The organism is Photobacterium proteolyticum, from assembly GCF_001939735.1.
Taxonomy (GTDB): domain Bacteria; phylum Pseudomonadota; class Gammaproteobacteria; order Enterobacterales; family Vibrionaceae; genus Photobacterium; species Photobacterium proteolyticum.
In genome coordinates this window covers 288,798-307,695 of the sequence record NZ_MJIL01000069.1, presented here as the reverse complement: position 1 = coordinate 307,695, position 18,898 = coordinate 288,798, and the positions used below count along the sequence as shown (strand labels likewise).

The window sequence follows — 18,898 nt, the reverse complement described above, 5'->3', positions numbered from 1 at the left end:
CCTATGATAGGTACTAATTTAACACTGAACCGAGTTTGAATTCATGTAAAGAGAGGAATAAATTCGCTCAACACATCACTTGTGCACTTTACTGATAGCTTCAACTATCAACCAAACCCGGTTCAATGGCAGAAAACGTTATTCTTTCTCGTTATCTGCTTCTTTTGACTCTGTATCGTCAGCCTGAACGTCCTCGGCAACAGCCGCAGGCGGAACAACCGGCACCACCATCGGCGACGTTGAATGAGTCAGCTTCGCGACAATACCACCAATACGTTGGCGCATTTCTCGACGATCGACAATCATATCAATCGCACCGTGCTCAAGCAGGAACTCACTGCGCTGGAAGCCTTCAGGAAGCTTCTCACGAACTGTTTGCTCAATAACACGCTGGCCGGCAAAACCAATCAAGGCTTTCGGCTCACCAATGTTGATATCGCCCAGCATTGCCAAACTTGCTGATACACCGCCCATGGTCGGATCGGTCAATACAGAGATAAACGGCAAGCCTTTGTCAGACAAGCGCTCCAGTGCTGCACTGGTTTTCGCCATCTGCATCAGAGACATCAGCGCTTCCTGCATACGGGCACCGCCACTGGCAGAGAAACAAACCAGTGCGCAGTTATTGGCGATTGCCTCATCGACAGCTTGTACAAACTTGGCACCGACTACGGAGCCCATTGAGCCGCCCATAAAGGAGAACTCAAAAGCACACGCGACCAGAGGTTGCTCCAATAACGTACCTTTCATCACAACCAGTGCGTCTTTCTCACCACTGTTTTTTTGCGCCGCAGAAAGGCGATCTTTATACTTTTTCGAATCGCGGAACTTCAGCTTATCCTGTGGCTCCATCTCTGCAGCGATTTCAACCTGACCTTCCGTATCAAGGAAAGTTTCAAGGCGACGACGCGCCTTCATACGCATATGATGATCACACTTAGGACAAACTTCTAAGCTACGTTCCAGGTCTGCGTGATAAAGCACTTGTTCACATGATGTACATTTGGTCCATACGCCTTCAGGGATGGACGCTTTTCGAGAAGAAACAATGTTGCTTTTGATCTTTTCAAGCCAGCTCATGAATGACCTTTCATCTTCTTATTTCCCGGCTATATAGCAGAGAATTATAAATTCGTTAATTTACCGAGGTGGAATTAAAGCACAAAGTTGTCGATCTGTAGATAAAAAACTGGTTGTACTAGTTGCTAAAGGGGAACTAGATCCTAGTTTATTCCCCTAATCCTTCTGTCAATCGGGCAAAAACAGCGGCCCAATCGGCGCTCTTGGCAACCCAAACTCTTCAGGGTAATCAACATCAACCAAATACAGACCTTCAGCTTTCGCCGTTGCACCCGCCAGAGTGCGATCTTTCTGCTCCAGTAACCACTTCATCCATTCAGGTTTTTCTTCACCGCGGCCAACCTTAATCAGGCTCCCGGTGATATTTCGTACCATATGGTGTACAAACGCGTTCGCCTTGATATCAATAATGACAAAGTTGCCCTGGCGAGACACATTCAGGTGCATTAGGTTACGCCAAGGACTACGAGATTGACAATACACAGCACGGAAGGATGTGAAGTCATTCTCACCCAGCAAATACTGACCGGCCTCTTGCATTTTCTCTACGTCGAGCTCGCCGTGATAATGGCTTACCCCTGTCCCCAAAATAGCGGGACGTAGTGCATGATTATAGATGATATAGCGATAGCGGCGAGCCGTAGCGGTAAACCGGGCATGAAAGTCATCACTCACTTCTGTCGCCCAGCGAACAGCGATATCTTTGGGCAGATTAGCGTTAGCGCCCATGGTCCAGGCAACCATCTTACGCTCGACGTCGACATCGAAGTGGACGACCTGGCCCGTTCCGTGTACTCCTGCATCGGTACGACCGGCACACTGTACTTCAACTGGCTGGTTGGCAACTTTACTCAGCGCTTTTTCCAGACGCTCCTGAACACTATCAACGTCACGTTGACGCTGCCAGCCATAATACTTGGCCCCATCGTATTCGATACCTAAAGCTATTCGCATAATTTACTTCGTTCTTACTGTCGGCGCAGCTGGCCTGTTATCAAGGAGTGAGGGATTATAGGGAAAAAAGCGAGAATAACAAAGTTCCGAAATCCTAGGGGCGAGTTCATAGAATCAGACAAATGACCCCATAAAAAAAAGCGAGAGCCATGGCTCTCGCTTTTCCTCGAACCTGAAAACTAAAACCTAGGTCCTAGTTTTCCTTCTTGTTCAGATACTAGGATCTCGATCCTCGCACCTTGTCTAACAGCCCCTTCGCTTCGCGTTTGATCTGGGCATCACCATTACTGGCAACCTCTTCCAACAAGCCAAGCGCACCTTCGCTGTCGTTCATCTCAAGATAAGCCTTGGCCAAATCCAGCTTGCTGGCATATTCCCCCTGGCTATCGACATCAAATGCAGCCACATCAGAAAGGACATCCGGGAACTCATCAAGCCCGACCTCCAGGTTCAGCGGCTCTTCTTCCACCTCGACCGGGTGCTCAGACTCTATGTCTTTCATCAGCTCGTCAATACTAATATACGCAGGAGAAGGATCGGCATCAGTAACCAGTTCACTGCCGCCAATATCGTCGAGTAATGCCTGCGATTCCGCTTCTGCCAGTAGCATTTCGGTATCAAAAGCAGCCACGTCTTCAATTTGCATCTGTGGCTGTTCAGCCCAGTTCTCTGTCTCTAGTACTGGTTCAGGGCTGGTTGCCGCCCAGATTGCCGAATCTTCTTCCGGCATATCAAGCTCTGAGCCAGAAAAGCTCGAATACTCGTCATCACCATCAAAGGTGTTCGACAGCAACTGTTCACGCTCGGCTTCAAGCTCATCCTGAAAATCAAAGCTTGGTTTAGTATCGATATCGTCTGTGTTATCCGCCACGGATTCATTCAGGTCCGAATGAACAGGCTCTGGCACACTCTCGCCAGCGATATCTTCCGATACAGAGTCAACATCATCACCCCAGGCAGAATCGATGCTGAGTGATTCTTGAGTGTCTTCTAGCTCAACAACAGCGTCTTGAGGAGCGAGCTCATCTTCCTGCTCATGCACTTTCTCATGTGCATGTTCACTCTCCTGTACAGTTGGCTCGATTGGCTGTGCTTCTACCTCTGCTTCTAGAACATTGTCAACCAATGTGTTCTCAGCCTGCACATTGTCAGGGCCAGCAAAGGCTTCCTCGGGATCGCTCAGCAGAGCAGCCATATCAAGTCCGGCGGAGTCGACAAACTCGTCGTCAAACATATCTGCCGGTGGCGTTTCAGGCTGAAGAGGTTTTGCGGCCTGCGGTTCTCTCAGCCCTTGCTCTACTTCATATTGTTCGAGTTCATGCTGTTCATCGAAAGACGCCTGCAAGGCTTCATCTTCGCTAAACTCTGGCAATGAGCTTGGGTCAATACTCTCGAACTCAATATTCTGCTCACCATGAATAGATGCTGATACGGGTTCCGTCGGCTCCGCATCCACTTCATCGGCCGGGCTTTGTTCCGCTTCTGGCTCATGGCTATCAGCCTGGACAGCTTCGGCGGCCTGCTGCAATTGCTTGACAATATTATCAAGCGCCTGCTGCTCTTCATCTTCTGACAACGGCGATGATAGCTCCTCGAGCTCTTCCGCTTCAGGGTCATTAAAAGCCGCTTCTTCGTCAAACTCAGGCAGATCATCAAGGGTTAACGGTTCCGGCGCTTCCAACTCAGGTTGCTCGGCAAATGCTTCTTCCTGCGGCGCTTCTTCCTGAAGTGGCTCTTCTTCTGTCCAGTCTTCCAGCGACGCATCGAGTAAATCATCAACAGATTGGTACTCAGATTCATCAACAGCTAGCAGAGCTTCAGGGGCTAGCTCTTCAGATACGGATTCATCTGATGCCAGATCAGGAGCGGCAACACTTTCTGGCTGGGCAGCTTCGGCTGCCTGTTGCAGCTGCTTAACAATATTATCAAGCGCCTGCTGCTCTTCATCTTCTGAAAGCGAAGGCGATAGGTCCTCTAACTCTTCTGCTTCCGGATCATTGAATGCCGCCTCTTCGTCAAACTCCGGCAAATCATCCAGACTTAACGGTTCCGGCGCTTCCAGTTCAGCTTGCTTGGCAAGATCTTCTTGTGGTGAGTCTTCAACCGTTACACCTTCAGAAGATACGTCTTCAGCGACTTTCGGCGTAACCAATTCAGGTTGTTCATCCTGAATGTCATTTTCCAGAACGTCGTTTTGAGGAGGCTCTTCTACAGATACCGGAACTTCAGCCTGAGGCTCAAATAGCGGCTCTGGTTCAGCCAAGACCACTTCGCCATCCGAAACAGGGAGTTCATCAGAATCGGCCTCAGTCAATACCGTCTCTTCAGGCTCGACAGCTGTTTCATCAACACTAGGTTTCTCAACATCAAGCTCTTCGGCACCAAGCTCCTGAATCCCGGCGTCTTCATCACCTGGTTCCTCTAGACTGGATTCCTCAGAACCAGAGTCAGTAGCGACATCAGAGTCAGTCGTATCACCAGAGTCAATGGCATCGAGAGCCGATTCATCCTGCTCAGCTTGCTCCGGCTGATGCTCAAAGCTTTCCAGCAGCTCATCAACACTCCGGCCAAGCACTTCGACATCGTCAGTTTCAGGTTCATCCAGCAACCCTTCAACATCCGCCAGCAACGCATCAATTTCATCGGCTTCTACCGGCTCTTGCTGTGGAAGTGACTCGCTTTCCTGTGGTTCTGCATCCGCTTCGCTATCTAACACTGGCTCCTGATCAAGCTGTTGCTCTGGTTCCTGACTGAGCGCATCAATAAGCTCCTGCTCTTGAATAGATTCTGCAACAGGCGCAGGTTCTGCTTGAGGTTCCGGGTCCGGATCTGCAGGCTGCTCATCCAACGCCTCATTGAATATCTCGGCAAAAGCTGACTGTTCAGGCTCAGGGAAATCGGCATCAGGTACTTGCTGTTGCTGCGATAAGGCGGCTTCGTTGTCAGATACCGACTCAAACTCAGGGTCTGAAAAATCAGTCTCGAACATTTCGGGCTCTGAAACATCAGATCCCACACTATCGCCAGGCTGTTCGTCGATAGCTTGCAGTTCATCACTGTCACTGCCTTGTTGTACATCGATGGCTTGCTGTTCATGAGTGCCTAGCGTCTCGTCTAGGCCTTGCGGTTCGGGCTCAGAAGCCGATAGCTCAGGAAGGCTGCTGTGCTGAGCAAGAATATCATCAAGTAGGTCAGTGCTATTCTCGTCAATAACGACATCATCAAGGTTCAGCTCATCTTCATCTTCGATTTTAGTATCGGATGCTGCTAAACCATCGTTGTCGACATCATCAAGGTCGTCATCAAGATCATCAACCAACTCGTCAAGTAATGCTGTGCTGTTTTCATCAATGGATACGCTCGGATTGAGCAGATCATTGGTGTCATCGTCACCAAGCAATTCATCAAGCAGTGCTGTACTGTTTTCCTCAACCTCGACTTCAACCTCAGTGCTTAACTCATCGTCTTCTTCTATCAGCTCATCGAGCAATGCCGTGCTGTTCGCTTCAAACAAAGCGTCAATATCATCTTCATCAACAGCTTCAGACTCAACGGCAAACATCGCATCAACATCGGCTAGCGCCTGATCAACGGCGGCCTGCTGTGCAGCCTCTTCGACAACATCAGCCTGCTCTGAACTAACCGGCGACGGAGATTCCGGAGTCTCTTCTACCTCAACCGAATCAAACAACGAATCCAGATCATCCTGATCAACCACCTGCTGACTTGCATCTTCTTGCGCAGGCTGATCGTGACTTTCCTGTTCCATTTCAACTTCTGACAGCAGATCATCCAAAATAGACTGATCAAGCAGCCCATCGTCAATCTTCTGCTCTCCGAGTAAATCGTCATCCAAGCCGACCGTGCTGTCATCAGAAAGATCAAAGCTGTCTTCATCATCGGCTTCGCTTTGAAGCGACTGCTCCCACATTGCGGCCAGAGCTTCATCCGAATTAGGATCTGAGGTCTGATCCATTTCATCCAGCGCTCGCTCCATGTCCTGGAGTCCAATCGCCTGCTCATCACCTTTCACAGAAATGCTGCTCGGGGTCAGGCCGCTGTCAATCTCGAATTCATCGCTACTATCTGTAGACAAATCGAGCATATCAATAGCATCGACTTCTTTATCCGGCTCGCCAGAGAAGAGGCTCTTTTCAGGATCATCAAACAACGAGTCGTCATCGCCCCCGAAAAGATCATCAATATCATTGTCATCGCTGAGCGGAATCTCCGGGTTAACCGCATCATCCTCAGGAGGAGGGGCCATCGCAGGTTTTTGTTCCGGGCTGTCTAGGGATTTAACCTCATCGTCACCCTCTTTCTTGCGTCTTAGCATGAAGAAAGCCAGTGCACCGGCAATCAGTGAACCAGGAAGGAAGGCAACTGCAGCTAACGCCCATGGGTTGGCTATCAGGTTATCAATCCATGACGTTTGAACAACAACAGGCTCCACCAGCTGGACCTTCTGTTGCTGAATGAACCCTTTGATTTGCTCTCGAAGGATCTCGTCACTGCTGATCTGATCCTTCAATGCCGTAACTTCGTGCTGCATCTCAGCAAGGCGAACCCGCAATAAATGATTGCTTTCCAGCAGCTTGGTCATTTGGACGTCAGACGCATCCAGCTGCGCCTGAAGAGCCGTTGGCTTAAGCGGAATTCCCCCTTTCGGGCTTTGCGGTGCCGACGACGAACTAGCCTCGCTGCTCACTTTAGGAGCAGCTTGACTCACCACTTCTTCTTTTGCGGCATCTGGCTTGGGAATCGGCTGGGCAACTACGGTTGGTGCTGGTGTATTCGCTCTTGGTGCTGGCGCACTAGATGGTGCAGGCGAGGATGTCTGACGTGACTGACGGCGCTGGTCAGCGGCCAGGCGACGCTTGACGCTATCAATGTTTTCCTGACGGATCTGCCCCAGGCTCGGAATGGTCAGCACGCTGCCGGGGATCAGACCATGAATATTGTTTTGCTCGAAAGCCTGTGGATTGGCACGGTGGATCGCACCGATGACCTGATAGACCGACACCTGATTGTTCGGGCGGTTACGGGTTGCAATAGACCACAGCGTCTCACTATTGGCCGTCGGCCCATAGCGAGTCGCAGAAGAACGGTTTGTTGAGGTATTCCGAGCCGTCTCAACAATCGTTGCAGGCTGCTCGTCAGCAGCAGGGCCAACAATACGTACCGTATTGGCCTGAACCGGTATATGGAAGGCTGCACTGGCGAAAATAACCGGTAATAGTAAGCGTTTTATCATAGTCGATAGGTCAGACACTGCCTACTGTCCTCTCTGGCAGGGAATAATAAAGTCGTTTCGAGTATCGCGTGAGTTGAACCGACAATCGAAGTCATGGCGCTAAGCATAATGAATCTATCGACCACACATCAAGACTCTTGAGCGGTAATTGAGGGTTGTTGCTCAAAGGAAGGGCCCTGCATCAACAATACTTAATGTAGTCAAAGATAATTCCGCCCTCTTTCAAGGGAGGGTTGGCAAGAGGCTTCAACCCCACCCTGGCCCTCCCCTTCATAAGGGGAGGGAACAAGTACGTGAGAATTACAAGTACTCTTCAATCAGTTTCTCGGCAATCTGTACACTGTTTGTTGCTGCGCCTTTACGGACGTTATCGGCAACAACCCACATGTTCAAACCACACGGATGACTGATGTCTTCACGGATTCTGGCAACCATAACATGGTCTTTTCCTGTTGCATCACCCACCTGGGTCGGATAGTCATTACCGTGGAATACTTCAATGCCTTCAGCATTTTCAAGCAGGCTGACAGCCTCCTCGACATGGACTGGCTGGCATGTTTCCACATGTACCGCTTCGGCATGGCCATAGAACACAGGGACGCGAACACAGGTCGGGTTAACGCGGATATTATCGTCACCCAGAATTTTCTGAGTTTCCCACACCATTTTCATTTCTTCTTTGGTGTAGCCGTTATCCATAAACTCATCAATGTGCGGCAGGCAGTTAAAGGCAATTTGCTTGTCGTAAGCCTTGTTTTCCGCCGGTAGGCCGTTTAACAGCTTAGCCGTTTGCCCCGCCAGCTCATCGACACCTTTCTTGCCCGAGCCTGAAACCGACTGGTAAGTGGCAACATTGATGCGCTCGATACCATACGCTTCGTGGATTGGCTTAAGTGCCACCAGCATCTGGATGGTCGAACAGTTCGGGTTAGCAATAATGTTTCGGTTCCGGTAATCAGCCAGCGCATGCGGGTTTACTTCCGGCACCACCAAAGGTACATCGTATTCGTAGCGGAAGCGTGATGTATTATCAATCACAACCACGCCGTGATCAGCAGCAATCGGTGCCCAACGGTCAGACGTTTCCGCACCGGCAGAGAATAGTGCAAGCTGCACCTGACTCCAGTCAAATTCTTCTACATCTGTAACACGAACACTTTTGCCCTTAAAACGCAACGTGTTGCCTGCGCTACGCTCAGATGCTAGCAAATATAGATTGCGAACAGGAAAATTGCGTTCCTCTAGAACTTCGACGATGGCCTCACCGACAGCACCTGTTGCGCCGAGTACGGCAATATCAAATTCCTGGCTCATGGAGTTTCCTCTACTGTAAAACCTAATTTAGCCAGCGACTCTACCCCAAAACCCGTCTCTCCGGCTACTGTAATTGCGCTATATTCGCGCCGATCCCAATAATTTTTTCTCATCAAGTCAAAAGCCGCAGCCATCTGCTGATCGTTACCCGCACTTTGGATCATTTCACGACGAAACAAGGCATCATCTTTGCGGACATCATAGATAAGCTGGATCAGGGTAAATAAGTCTTCTTCTTGCCACTTCTTACTCAGCTGGACGAAGGGGATCGGTGCCACTGGCAACAAACTGGAGGCCGACACCTGCTTATCGAGGCCAAGGAACTCACAATAGCGATTAAACACCATAGTGGTACCCCGCGCCTTACCTTCGAGGCCATAGCCGGCAATATGCGGGGTTGCAAACGCCAGCAACGGCAGTAATTCGAGATCCACCAGCGGCTCATGCTCAAAGACATCCAACACAGCAGTTAACGGCTTGCCCTCTCCACTGCTGGCCTGTTGCAGCGCCACTTTCAATGCCTGATTATCAACCACAGGACCGCGCGCAGCATTAATCAGTATGGCTCCCGGTGCCAAGGTGTCCAAAAAGGCTTCATCAACCAGGTGGTAAGTCGGGAAGTCACCGTCACGAGTGATTGGCGTATGCAGGGTAATGACATCACACTGTGTCTGTATCGTTTCTAACGAATGGAATTGACGGCTATCGCCCTGCTGCTCTTTTAAAGGGTCATTGAGCAAATAACGGATCCCCAATGCATCAAGGCACCGGGCCAGGTAAGTACCCACATTACCGGCTCCAACAATACCGATGGTTTTGTCAAAAACCGAAAAACCTTGCTGCTGCCCCAACACCATCAAGCTACTGAGCACGTATTCCGCCACGCCGACCTTGTTACATCCGGGCGCGGCAGTAAACGTGATGCCTTGCTGTTCAAGCAACGCCTGATCGACATGATCCTGCCCCGCGGTAGCCGTTCCGACAAAGCGCAACTTATCGGCTTTTTCTAGCAACGACTTGTTTACTTTGGTCACTGAACGGATCATTAGGGCATCGACGTCGATGAGATCATCGGACGTTAACGTCCGACCCGGCTTCGTCACAACCTCGCCCAGCTGGCTGAATAAATCGGCCGCATAAGGCATGTTTTCGTCAATAAGGATTTTCATGGGGTTAGATCCGAGTATCGAGTATCGAGTATCGAGTATCGAGTATCGAGTATCGAGTATCGAGTATCGAGTGAGAATTCAAGAAACTCATTGTACTGTCAAGCCATTGCTTTTCCTAGAGCTCTGAGGTTTGCAGTCTGCAAGTCATTAATATGAGTCAAACTTTTCTGCTCTTATTACTTGCTCCTCGAAACTCGTCTCTAGAAGCTCGCTCCTGCTTCAGACATAAAAAAACCCGGCATAGCGCCGGGTAAAAAAATCCAGGTTATAAAAAACACTCGCTTCTGCAATAGACAGCTCCCGCAAAAGAAAATACTATTCACATAAGCTAATGTCGCGTCTGTCTAATAGGCACTGGCTATAGAAACAGCAATCTTCGAAGTCTCGCCAAAGTCGTCTTAGATTGGTTCTTAGCCAGTGCCGTCCCGGAAAAAGATAAAAGGGGTTTAGGGGCGAGTCATGAGTGTCGAGTTTCAAGGTGAGCCTAACTCGTCTTTTCTCGATACTCGTCCCTCTATCTCATATTTCGAACCCCGTATCTCTATTCTCTCCCGAAGGCTTAACCTTCGTATTTCTTAATCACAAGTGTTGCGTTCGTACCACCGAAACCGAAGCTGTTAGACATCACTGTTTTCAGCGGTTGCTCACGGGTTTCAGTAACAATATCCAAGCCTTCTGCCGCCGGATCCAAGTTATCAATGTTGATACTTGGCGCAACAAAGCCGTTATCCAGCATCAGTGTCGAGTAGATAGCTTCATGCACACCAGCGGCACCCAGAGCGTGACCTGTCATCGCTTTAGTCGCAGAAATAGCCGGGCTCTTCTCACCAAACAATTCCTGGATCGCACCAAGCTCTTTCACATCACCAACAGGTGTAGAGGTACCATGGGTGTTGATGTAGTCAACCGGTTCGTCAAGATCCTGCATTGCCATCTTCATACAACGCACCGCACCTTCGCCAGAAGGCGCTACCATGTCGTAACCATCTGATGTCGCACCGTAGCCTACGATTTCACCGTAGATTTTCGCGCCACGAGCCAGAGCATGCTCAAGCTCCTCGACAACCAGCATACCGCCGCCACCAGAGATAACGAAACCGTCACGGTCTGCATCATAAGTACGAGATGCCTTAGTCGGATCATCGTTGTACTTAGTCGACAGGGCGCCCATCGCATCGAACATCATAGTCAGCGTCCAGTCCAGCTCTTCACCGCCGCCGGCGAAAACCACATCTTGCTTGCCTAGCTGGATAAGCTCCAATGCGTGGCCGATACAGTGTGCAGACGTTGCACAAGCTGAACTCATGGTGTAGTTCACACCACGGATTTTAAACGGTGTCGCCAGACAGGCTGATACTGTCGATGACATGGTACGAGGCACCATATAAGGACCGACACGCTTGACGCCTTTCTCGCGTAGAATATCAACGGCTGCAGCCTGATTATAAGAGGATGCGCCACCCGAACCCGCCACTAGGCCAGTACGGTCATTGGAAACTTGTTCTTCAGTCAGGCCGGCGTCTTCAATTGCCTGCTCCATAGACAAATACGCAAATGCTGCTGCATCGCCCATGAAACGCATTTTTTTACGGTCGATATGCTCAGACGGGGTCATCTTTAAGTCGCCCCAAACATTGCTTCGCAGCTTCATTTCTGCGAACTGTTCAGAGAAGTTGATACCGGATTTACCCGTTTTCAAAGACTCCAGCACTTCTTTAACGTTGTTACCAATGCTGGATACGATACCCATGCCTGTAATTACGGCTCGTTTCATGATGAATTCCTACTGTCATTTAACGCTGATGATAATAACGGGTTTATTCACAGAAAGTGGTCAGCTTTCCCTACTATCAGGTACAATCCCCGTCAATTTCACTTTATTTAATCGTTAGTGCTTCTGTTTCTGTAGCTTAGCCAATCAGATTCAGACCATCACGATATCTGTTACACCATTTACATGAGGTTTCCCTTTGTCTGAGTTGTCTAACAAGCGCATTGAAAATGCCATTCTTGACTGGAACGAGTCCGGTACCCCGGTATCCAATGACTTTGACGATGTTTATTTCTCCAATACCAATGGGTTAGAAGAAACACGCTATGTTTTTCTCAAACAAAATGGCTTACCCGAACGTTGGGAAACCTTCAACCGCCGCCGCTTTGTCGTGGCCGAAACCGGATTTGGTACCGGCCTCAACTTCCTGGCCGTCTGGCAATGGTTCAAAGCCTTTCGCAAGGCTCACCCGAATGCAGCCACCAAAGAGCTTCACTTCATCAGTTTCGAGAAGTTTCCGGTCACCAAAGCCGATTTAATCAAAGCTCACCAGTCCTGGCCCGAGCTGTCCGAACTAGCCGAACAGCTCCATGCCCATTACCCGCCAGCCGTTGCCGATTGCCAGCGTATTGTGCTGGAAGATGGCATGATCACCCTCGACTTATGGTTTGGCGATATCAAAGAGTGTATGCCTCAAGTATGGACCAATGATGACGGTATCGTGGATGCCTGGTTCTTAGATGGTTTCGCGCCGAGCAAAAACCCGGAGATGTGGAATCAGAACCTGTTTGACGGCATGGCCAAGCTGGCGCGCGTCGGCTGCAGTACAGCAACATTTACGGCAGCAGGCTTTGTTCGACGCGGCTTGATCGACGCCGGTTTCGAGATGAGCAAGGTGAAGGGGTTTGGCACAAAACGGGAAATGCTGGCAGGCACGCTGAACCAACGTCAGCACCAGGCGAACTATAAGCCTTGGTATGCACGCACCAGCGCTGAACATACCCGTGATATTGCCATTATCGGTGGCGGTGTCGGCTCGGCAACCACGGCATTATCGCTGGTACGCCGTGGAATGGACGTTACCTTATATTGTGCCGATCCTCTGCCGGCTGAAGGTGCCTCAGGAAATCGCCAGGGCGCAGTCTACCCACTGCTTAATGGCTCTAATGATGCGTTATCTCGCTTCTTTGCTCCGGCCTTCCTCTATGCCCGTCAGTTTGTCGAACAAGCTGCCGAGAAAAAATCCTTTGCCCATGAATGGTGTGGTGTCACCCAGCTAGCCTGGAATGAAACAGCAGAGAAAAAGCTTGGAAAAATGATGGAGGGCGGGTTTCCCGACACCCTGATTAGACAGCTAGATGCCGAGCAAACCGAACAAGTTACCGGCATCCCGTCGGGCCATAGCAGCGTAAGCTACCCGCTTGGCGGCTGGCTATGCCCTCAGGAACTCACCCGCGCCCTCATCCAGCTAGCACAAGAAAGTGGCCGCCTGACACTCAAAAGCAATACAGATATCTGCAAACTTACTCAGCACGATGATCAAACCGGCTGGGTACTCACTGATAGTGCGGCAAACCAATACCAGCATGCAGCGGTTATTGTTGCCAACGGTCACCGTTTTGCAGAATTTGAACAAACTCAGGCCATTCCCGCCTATTCGGTCAGGGGGCAGGTCAGTCATATCCCCACCAATAAATCGCTATCGCAACTAAAAACGGTGCTTTGCTATGACGGCTACCTGACACCAGCCAACACCGCAACTCAAAGTCACTGTATTGGTGCCAGCTACCGCCGCGGCAGTACCGATCTAGCGTTTAGCGAGGAAGAACATGTTGATAACAAGCAGCGGCTAGTTGACTGCCTGCCAGATGCTAACTGGCCTGCAGAGATCGATATGACTGAAAAGCAGGCTCGCGTAGGCGTTCGCTGTGCCAGTCGTGACCACCTGCCGTTTGTCGGCGATGTTTGCAACTACGAGACATTGATCGAGCAATATGCTGATTTGAGAGAACAACAAGACAGCGCAGAGAATGTTCCAGCTTATCCGAACCTCTACTCGATGATAGGTTTAGGCTCTCGCGGATTAAGCTCTGCTCCTTTGCTAGGTGAACTGCTGGCATCACAGATCTGCGGCGATCCGCTGCCGCTACCTAATGATGTGCTAGATGCCCTACATCCGGGACGGATGTGGGTACGCAGGTTAGTTAAAGGGAAGAAATTGTAAGAAGCCGAGTTATCGAGAGGCGAGTTTAGAGATACGAGAAAAGGCAAGAAAGCGCTTTTTTTCGATACTCGTCTCTAGACACTCACACTGAGTTCTACTCAGCCTGAACAGTTACCGGTGGTGCCGGATCGTCACCGCCGCCGGTATCTGACACCGCCACACCAATAACGATTGCTGCTACACCCACAGCTAATACTGTCGCCGTTAAACCACCCGCAGAGGCCGCCATCGCGGTATCAATTCCGGCAGCCGTTCCCTTAGCTTCAGCCGTAGCTTGAGAAGCCGCATTCACCGATGTAGCCGTCGAGGTATTGGTCGCAGCTCTAGAGGCTGATTGCGAACTAGTCGCGTCTGCCGCGCATGCAGACATGCTCATCATCCCGGCACAAAAAAGTGCAATTATTGATTTATTCATATCATCCCCGAACACATAAGCGAGTTTATTGATATGAATGTAAGTATAGGAGAGTTACCGGGATCGATAGGCAAGTTAACAAGGAGATCCCGATAGTCTTAAAGGTGAGAAAGTGATGAAGGCAAGACAAAAAGAAACGAGATGATATTCATTTGATAATCAGGAAAAACTCCACTAGATATTATTAAAGTGCAAACCGGTAAATTATTGGATGAAAGTTACATAGTCCGCATTTACTCGCAAGGTGAGGGATACTAATAAGTGAAAAACTTAACTTGCTTTAAAGCCTATGACATTCGTGGACAACTGGGTAACGAATTAAATTCTGACATAGCCTATCGTATAGGGCGTGCTTATGGAGAACACTTAAAACCTCAAACCGTCGTGGTTGGAGGTGATGTACGCCTCACTTCTGAGGAATTAAAATCTGCGTTATCAAAAGGCTTGACGGATGCTGGTGTTGATGTGATTGACATTGGTATGACAGGAACCGAAGAGATTTATTTTGCAACCCAATTCTTGGGGGTTGATGGCGGTATTGAAGTGACTGCCAGCCATAACCCGATGAACTACAATGGTATGAAGCTGGTTCGTGAAAACGCAAAGCCAATCAGTGACGATACCGGGCTTCGCGATATTCAAGCCCTTGCGGAGAGAAATGAATTTCCTGAAGTCACTCAACGTGGCGTATTAATCAAGCAATCCAACCTAGTGCCTTATGTTGATCACCTGATGACTTACATTACTCCCGGCAACATAAAACCTATTAAGCTGGTGGTGAACTCTGGTAACGGGGCAGCAGGTCATGTGATTGATGAAATCGAAAAGCGTTTTGGCGCACTTAGTGTGCCAGTTGAATTCATCAAGATTCATCATAAAGCGGATGGCAACTTCCCGAATGGCATCCCAAACCCATTACTTCCTGAGTGTCGTGCTGATACTGCAAATGCGGTGGTAGAACATAAAGCTGATATGGGTATTGCCTGGGATGGTGATTTTGATCGCTGTTTCTTGTTTGATGAGGAAGGAACATTTATCGAAGGTTACTATATCGTCGGCCTATTAGCGGAAGTCTTTTTGCAGAAATACTCAGGTTCGAAGATCATTCATGATCCACGCTTAAGCTGGAACACTATCGATATTGTGAATGCTGGTGGTGGCGAGCCTGTTATGACAAAAACCGGACACGCCTTTATTAAAGAACGTATGCGCAAGGAGGATGCTGTGTATGGGGGGGAAATGAGTGCTCACCATTACTTCAGAGATTTCGCTTATTGTGATAGTGGAATGATACCGTGGCTATTGGTTACTGAACTTCTTTCTGTTAATAATATGAAATTATCTGAAACGGTAAAGAGTCGTATCGAAGCATATCCCTCATCTGGTGAAATAAACTCTAAATTAAAAGACCCTCAAGCAGCAATATCTCGTGTACGAAGTTCATTTGAATCTGATGCTTTGATAGTTGATGAGACTGACGGTATAAGTATAGAGTTTGAAGGTTGGCGTTTTAACTTACGCTCATCAAATACCGAACCAGTAGTTCGCCTTAATGTAGAATCTCGGCGAAATATTCCATTAATGGAAGAAAAAACGCGAGAAATATTAGATTTGCTACGACAATGATAGATACTTTGGTGTCCATATAATGTGTGACATTGGCATTTCTAATAAACGTGAGAAGCTAGATGAGAGTATCGAGAGGCGATAAAATCCTTTCAAAATTATTCGCCTGTCTCGCCACTCTCTTCTCGTTACTCGAACCTGTTGTTCACTAATCAATCTTCCCCGAACAAATCGCGGGTATAAAGCTTATCGGCAACATCTTCGAGCTCTGCTGCCATGCGGTTTGAAACAATTACGTCAGACATGAGCTTGAACTGCTCAAGGTCAGTGATCACCTGAGAGTTAAAAAACTCCTCTTCCTGTAACACTGGCTCATACACAACAACCTCTATACCTTTCGCTTTAATACGTTTCATGATGCCCTGAATGGAAGAGGCACGAAAGTTATCAGAACCACTCTTCATGATCAGGCGAAAAATACCCACCACACTCGGCCGCTTGCTGATGATCGAATCAGCAATAAAATCCTTACGGGTTCTATTCGCCTCCACAATAGCGCCAATGATATTGTTCGGTACTTCCTGGTAGTTTGCCAGTAGTTGCTTGGTATCCTTTGGCAAGCAGTAACCACCGTAACCAAAAGACGGATTGTTATAATGAGAGCCGATACGAGGGTCTAACCCAACACCCTCGATGATCTTGCGACTGTCGAGGCCATGTTTTTCAGCGTAAGAATCCAGCTCATTAAAGTAGGCCACCCGCATAGCAAGATACGTATTAGAAAATAGCTTTACCGCCTCAGCTTCGGTCGATTCCGAAAACAACACCTCAATATCTTCTTTTGCCGCCCCCTGTACCAAAAGCTCTGCAAAACGCTTTGCACGCTCTGAGCGCTCACCCACGATAATCCGGGAAGGATAAAGATTATCTAACAGTGCCTTCCCTTCACGCAGGAATTCAGGCGAAAAAATAAGGTTCTCACAACCGAGTTCTTGTTTAACTCGCTCGGTATAGCCAACAGGTACCGTAGATTTGATGACCATCACCGCTTCGGGATTGATTGCCATCACATCTTTAATCACACTTTCGACCGAAGAGGTATCAAAGTGATTTGTCACCGGATCATAGTCGGTCGGTGTCGCGATGATCACATACTCTGCCTTCTCATAAGCACACTGCTTATCTATCATGGCAACTAGATTTAACTCCCGCCCAATCAGGAACTCGCTAATTTCTTTATCCTCTATAGGAGAAATTTGCTGATTGATTAGGCTTACTTTGTCTTCAAGAATATCAAGAGCTATCACCTCATTGTTCTGTGCTAACAACACGGCATTAGACAACCCGACGTATCCTGTTCCTACAACAGTAATATGCATTACTAAACCTCAAATCATTCAATTTTCAGCTTTTAGGGAATAATTCATATTGTAACAATACTTATAAAGCACCGTATAAGGTCACTATTGTAGAGTAGTCGTTTTAACGCTTTATGACATGATTATTTAACTCGTCTTAAAATTATCCGGCCTATTAATCCAGCGTTTCGCTTGCTGTTACGATGATCTCGCAATCAGGTTTTACTACAGCCAGTTTTTGAGCCAAGGCTTCCTGTGCGGCAACATCACCATGGACAATCCGAATTTGCGAAGGACCATTCTTGATATTTGCCACAAACTGAATCAAATCATCCTGATCGGCATGAGCAGAGTAACCCGACAGCGAATGGATAGCTGCATTCACTTCTACCCGACGATTATTAATATCAACAGATTTAGGCTGCTCCAAGAGCTGGCGCCCCAAGGTCCCTCTCGCCTGATATCCCACCATCACTACATCCGTTTGGGGCTCCGGCAGTAAAGATTCAAGATAGTTCATAATCCGACCACCAGCACACATCCCGCTTGCTGCAACAACAATCGCAGGCTCTCCAGTCGCTTTCAGTCGATTAACAAGCGCAATATGATCAGAGTGCTGATTGATAGTCACGCACTGCTCAAAAGACAAGGGATGCCGCCCGCTGATCACCCGCTGCTTAGCCTCTTTTGCCCATAGCCGCTGGAAAGTAACATACTGCTGCGTAACTTCCATTGCCAAAGGAGAATCCAGGATCACAGGAAGTTGATGCCAATTCACTGTAGAGTCAACTTGTTTAGAAATGCCTTTCATTGCCTTGGCTATCAAATTCTCTATATCGAACAGCAATTCCTGGGTACGACCGACGCTAAACGCAGGGATCAATATTGCCCCACCATCTTTAAGAGAACGGTCTATGAGTGAAGTTAAGTGTCGCTCACGATGACAAACAGACTGATGCTGCTTGTTACCATAAGTGCTTTCTATTACCAGTGTGTCAATCTGTTCGGGTGATTGAGGGTCAACATGCAATGGCGTATTCGAGGAGCCAAGATCGCCGGAAAAAACGACTTTACGCCCACAGGAATGACTTATCTGCCCTTCTTCCGGCAATACAAGCTCGATATAGGCCGACCCCAGAATATGGCCGGCAGGGCGAAAGCAGATACTTACCAACTCACTACTAGGCAAAATCAGCTCGACACGACAATCAAAAGGAATAGGCTTTAAAAGCTGCTGTACCAATTGGGTAAACCTGCTGCACTGAACCTTATTCAGCCCAAGGTGGATTTTTAGGCCATCCTCCAGCATTAACGGCAATAACGCAGCCGTTGCTTCTGTGGCATAAATCGGCCCACGAAAGCCCGCCGCCAATAACCAGGGCAAACGCCCAACATGATCAATATGACAGTGTGTTAGCAATAGCGCACGTATATGCTCGATTGGAAAATCAATATCTAACAGGCGCCCGCCTTCCTCTCCCTGGAACAAGCCGCAATCAATAAGCAGTCCGTAGTTGCCGATTCGTATCTCATGACACGAGCCCGTTACGCCAGTACGAGCACCATGATGGATAATGTTCACTCTTTTGCCCTATGGTTTGTGAGCCTGCACCGATGATGGCAAAAGCATAACGAAGGGTAAGCGTTCACAATATTTTGCTAGAGACATATCACGGAAAAAAAACCATTCATGCGAGCGATATAGTACTAGGGGAAAGATAAACGTGATAAACGGTAACCAACAGTCTTAAAAAAAAGACAATAGCAATTTTGACACACCTTGTGGTGACACA

Annotated in this window: 11 protein-coding genes; 2 read left to right on the top strand and 9 right to left on the bottom strand. The window is 48.6% G+C overall.

The window, feature by feature from the left end; genetic code table 11:
* Positions 1-138: 138 nt before the first annotated feature.
* The 6 genes from accD to fabB all read right to left on the bottom strand — a co-directional run bounded on the left by accD (position 139) and on the right by fabB (position 11,545).
* Positions 139-1,080, bottom strand: coding sequence for an acetyl-CoA carboxylase, carboxyltransferase subunit beta (gene accD / locus BIT28_RS12490; RefSeq protein ID WP_075764126.1), 942 nt, complete (start codon positions 1,078-1,080; stop codon positions 139-141).
* A gap of 168 nt (positions 1,081-1,248) precedes the next feature.
* Positions 1,249-2,034, bottom strand: a complete 786-nt coding sequence (truA, locus tag BIT28_RS12485) for a tRNA pseudouridine(38-40) synthase TruA (RefSeq protein ID WP_075764124.1) — start codon at positions 2,032-2,034, stop codon at positions 1,249-1,251.
* A gap of 217 nt (positions 2,035-2,251) precedes the next feature.
* Positions 2,252-7,306, bottom strand: a complete 5,055-nt coding sequence (locus tag BIT28_RS12480; RefSeq protein ID WP_139310464.1) for a FimV/HubP family polar landmark protein — start codon at positions 7,304-7,306, stop codon at positions 2,252-2,254.
* A gap of 282 nt (positions 7,307-7,588) precedes the next feature.
* Complete coding sequence (locus BIT28_RS12475) at positions 7,589-8,602, bottom strand: aspartate-semialdehyde dehydrogenase (RefSeq protein ID WP_075764120.1); 1,014 nt, start codon at positions 8,600-8,602, stop codon at positions 7,589-7,591.
* Entirely contained in the window at positions 8,599-9,771 is a 1,173-nt protein-coding gene (locus BIT28_RS12470) for a 4-phosphoerythronate dehydrogenase (protein ID WP_075764118.1), read from the bottom strand. Before BIT28_RS12470 ends, BIT28_RS12475 begins: the two co-directional genes overlap by 4 nt.
* A 559-nt stretch (positions 9,772-10,330) precedes the next feature.
* The gene (fabB, locus tag BIT28_RS12465) at positions 10,331-11,545 is read right to left on the bottom strand and encodes a beta-ketoacyl-ACP synthase I (protein WP_075764116.1); all 1,215 of its coding nucleotides are present in this window, start codon (positions 11,543-11,545) and stop codon (positions 10,331-10,333) included.
* Between the two features lie 205 nt (positions 11,546-11,750).
* On the opposite strand from fabB, the gene mnmC reads away from it, so the two are divergent.
* Entirely contained in the window at positions 11,751-13,766 is a 2,016-nt protein-coding gene (mnmC, locus tag BIT28_RS12460) for a bifunctional tRNA (5-methylaminomethyl-2-thiouridine)(34)-methyltransferase MnmC2/FAD-dependent 5-carboxymethylaminomethyl-2-thiouridine(34) oxidoreductase MnmC1 (RefSeq protein ID WP_075764227.1), read from the top strand.
* Positions 13,767-13,860: 94 nt separating this feature from the next.
* Here mnmC and BIT28_RS12455 read toward each other — a convergent pair whose 3' ends face one another.
* Positions 13,861-14,181, bottom strand: a complete 321-nt coding sequence (locus tag BIT28_RS12455; RefSeq protein WP_075764114.1) for a hypothetical protein — start codon at positions 14,179-14,181, stop codon at positions 13,861-13,863.
* A 261-nt stretch (positions 14,182-14,442) separates the two neighbouring features.
* Here BIT28_RS12455 and cpsG point away from each other — a divergent pair, with 261 nt between their 5' ends.
* On the top strand, positions 14,443-15,807 hold the full coding sequence (gene cpsG / locus BIT28_RS12450) for a phosphomannomutase CpsG (RefSeq protein ID WP_075764112.1): 1,365 nt from the start codon (positions 14,443-14,445) through the stop codon (positions 15,805-15,807).
* 152 nt (positions 15,808-15,959) lie between these two features.
* On the opposite strand, the gene BIT28_RS12445 is transcribed toward cpsG, so the two are convergent.
* Both BIT28_RS12445 and BIT28_RS12440 read right to left on the bottom strand, forming a co-directional pair.
* Positions 15,960-17,126 (bottom strand): nucleotide sugar dehydrogenase, encoded by a 1,167-nt coding sequence (locus BIT28_RS12445; RefSeq protein ID WP_075764110.1) that lies wholly within the window; start codon positions 17,124-17,126, stop codon positions 15,960-15,962.
* Between the two features lie 154 nt (positions 17,127-17,280).
* Positions 17,281-18,687 (bottom strand): MBL fold metallo-hydrolase, encoded by a 1,407-nt coding sequence (locus BIT28_RS12440; RefSeq protein ID WP_075764108.1) that lies wholly within the window; start codon positions 18,685-18,687, stop codon positions 17,281-17,283.
* Positions 18,688-18,898: the final 211 nt, after the last annotated feature.

Bases quoted from the DNA above. Each gene is read 5' to 3' on its own strand.
- accD (WP_075764126.1), bottom strand. From the start codon at position 1,080: ATGAGCTGGCTTGAAAAGATCAAAAGCAACATTGTTTCTTCTCGAAAA.
- truA (WP_075764124.1), bottom strand. From the start codon at position 2,034: ATGCGAATAGCTTTAGGTATCGAATACGATGGGGCCAAGTATTATGGC.
- BIT28_RS12475 (WP_075764120.1), bottom strand. From the start codon at position 8,602: ATGAGCCAGGAATTTGATATTGCCGTACTCGGCGCAACAGGTGCTGTC.
- BIT28_RS12470 (WP_075764118.1), bottom strand. From the start codon at position 9,771: ATGAAAATCCTTATTGACGAAAACATGCCTTATGCGGCCGATTTATTC.
- fabB (WP_075764116.1), bottom strand. From the start codon at position 11,545: ATGAAACGAGCCGTAATTACAGGCATGGGTATCGTATCCAGCATTGGT.
- BIT28_RS12455 (WP_075764114.1), bottom strand. From the start codon at position 14,181: ATGAATAAATCAATAATTGCACTTTTTTGTGCCGGGATGATGAGCATG.
- BIT28_RS12445 (WP_075764110.1), bottom strand. From the start codon at position 17,126: ATGCATATTACTGTTGTAGGAACAGGATACGTCGGGTTGTCTAATGCC.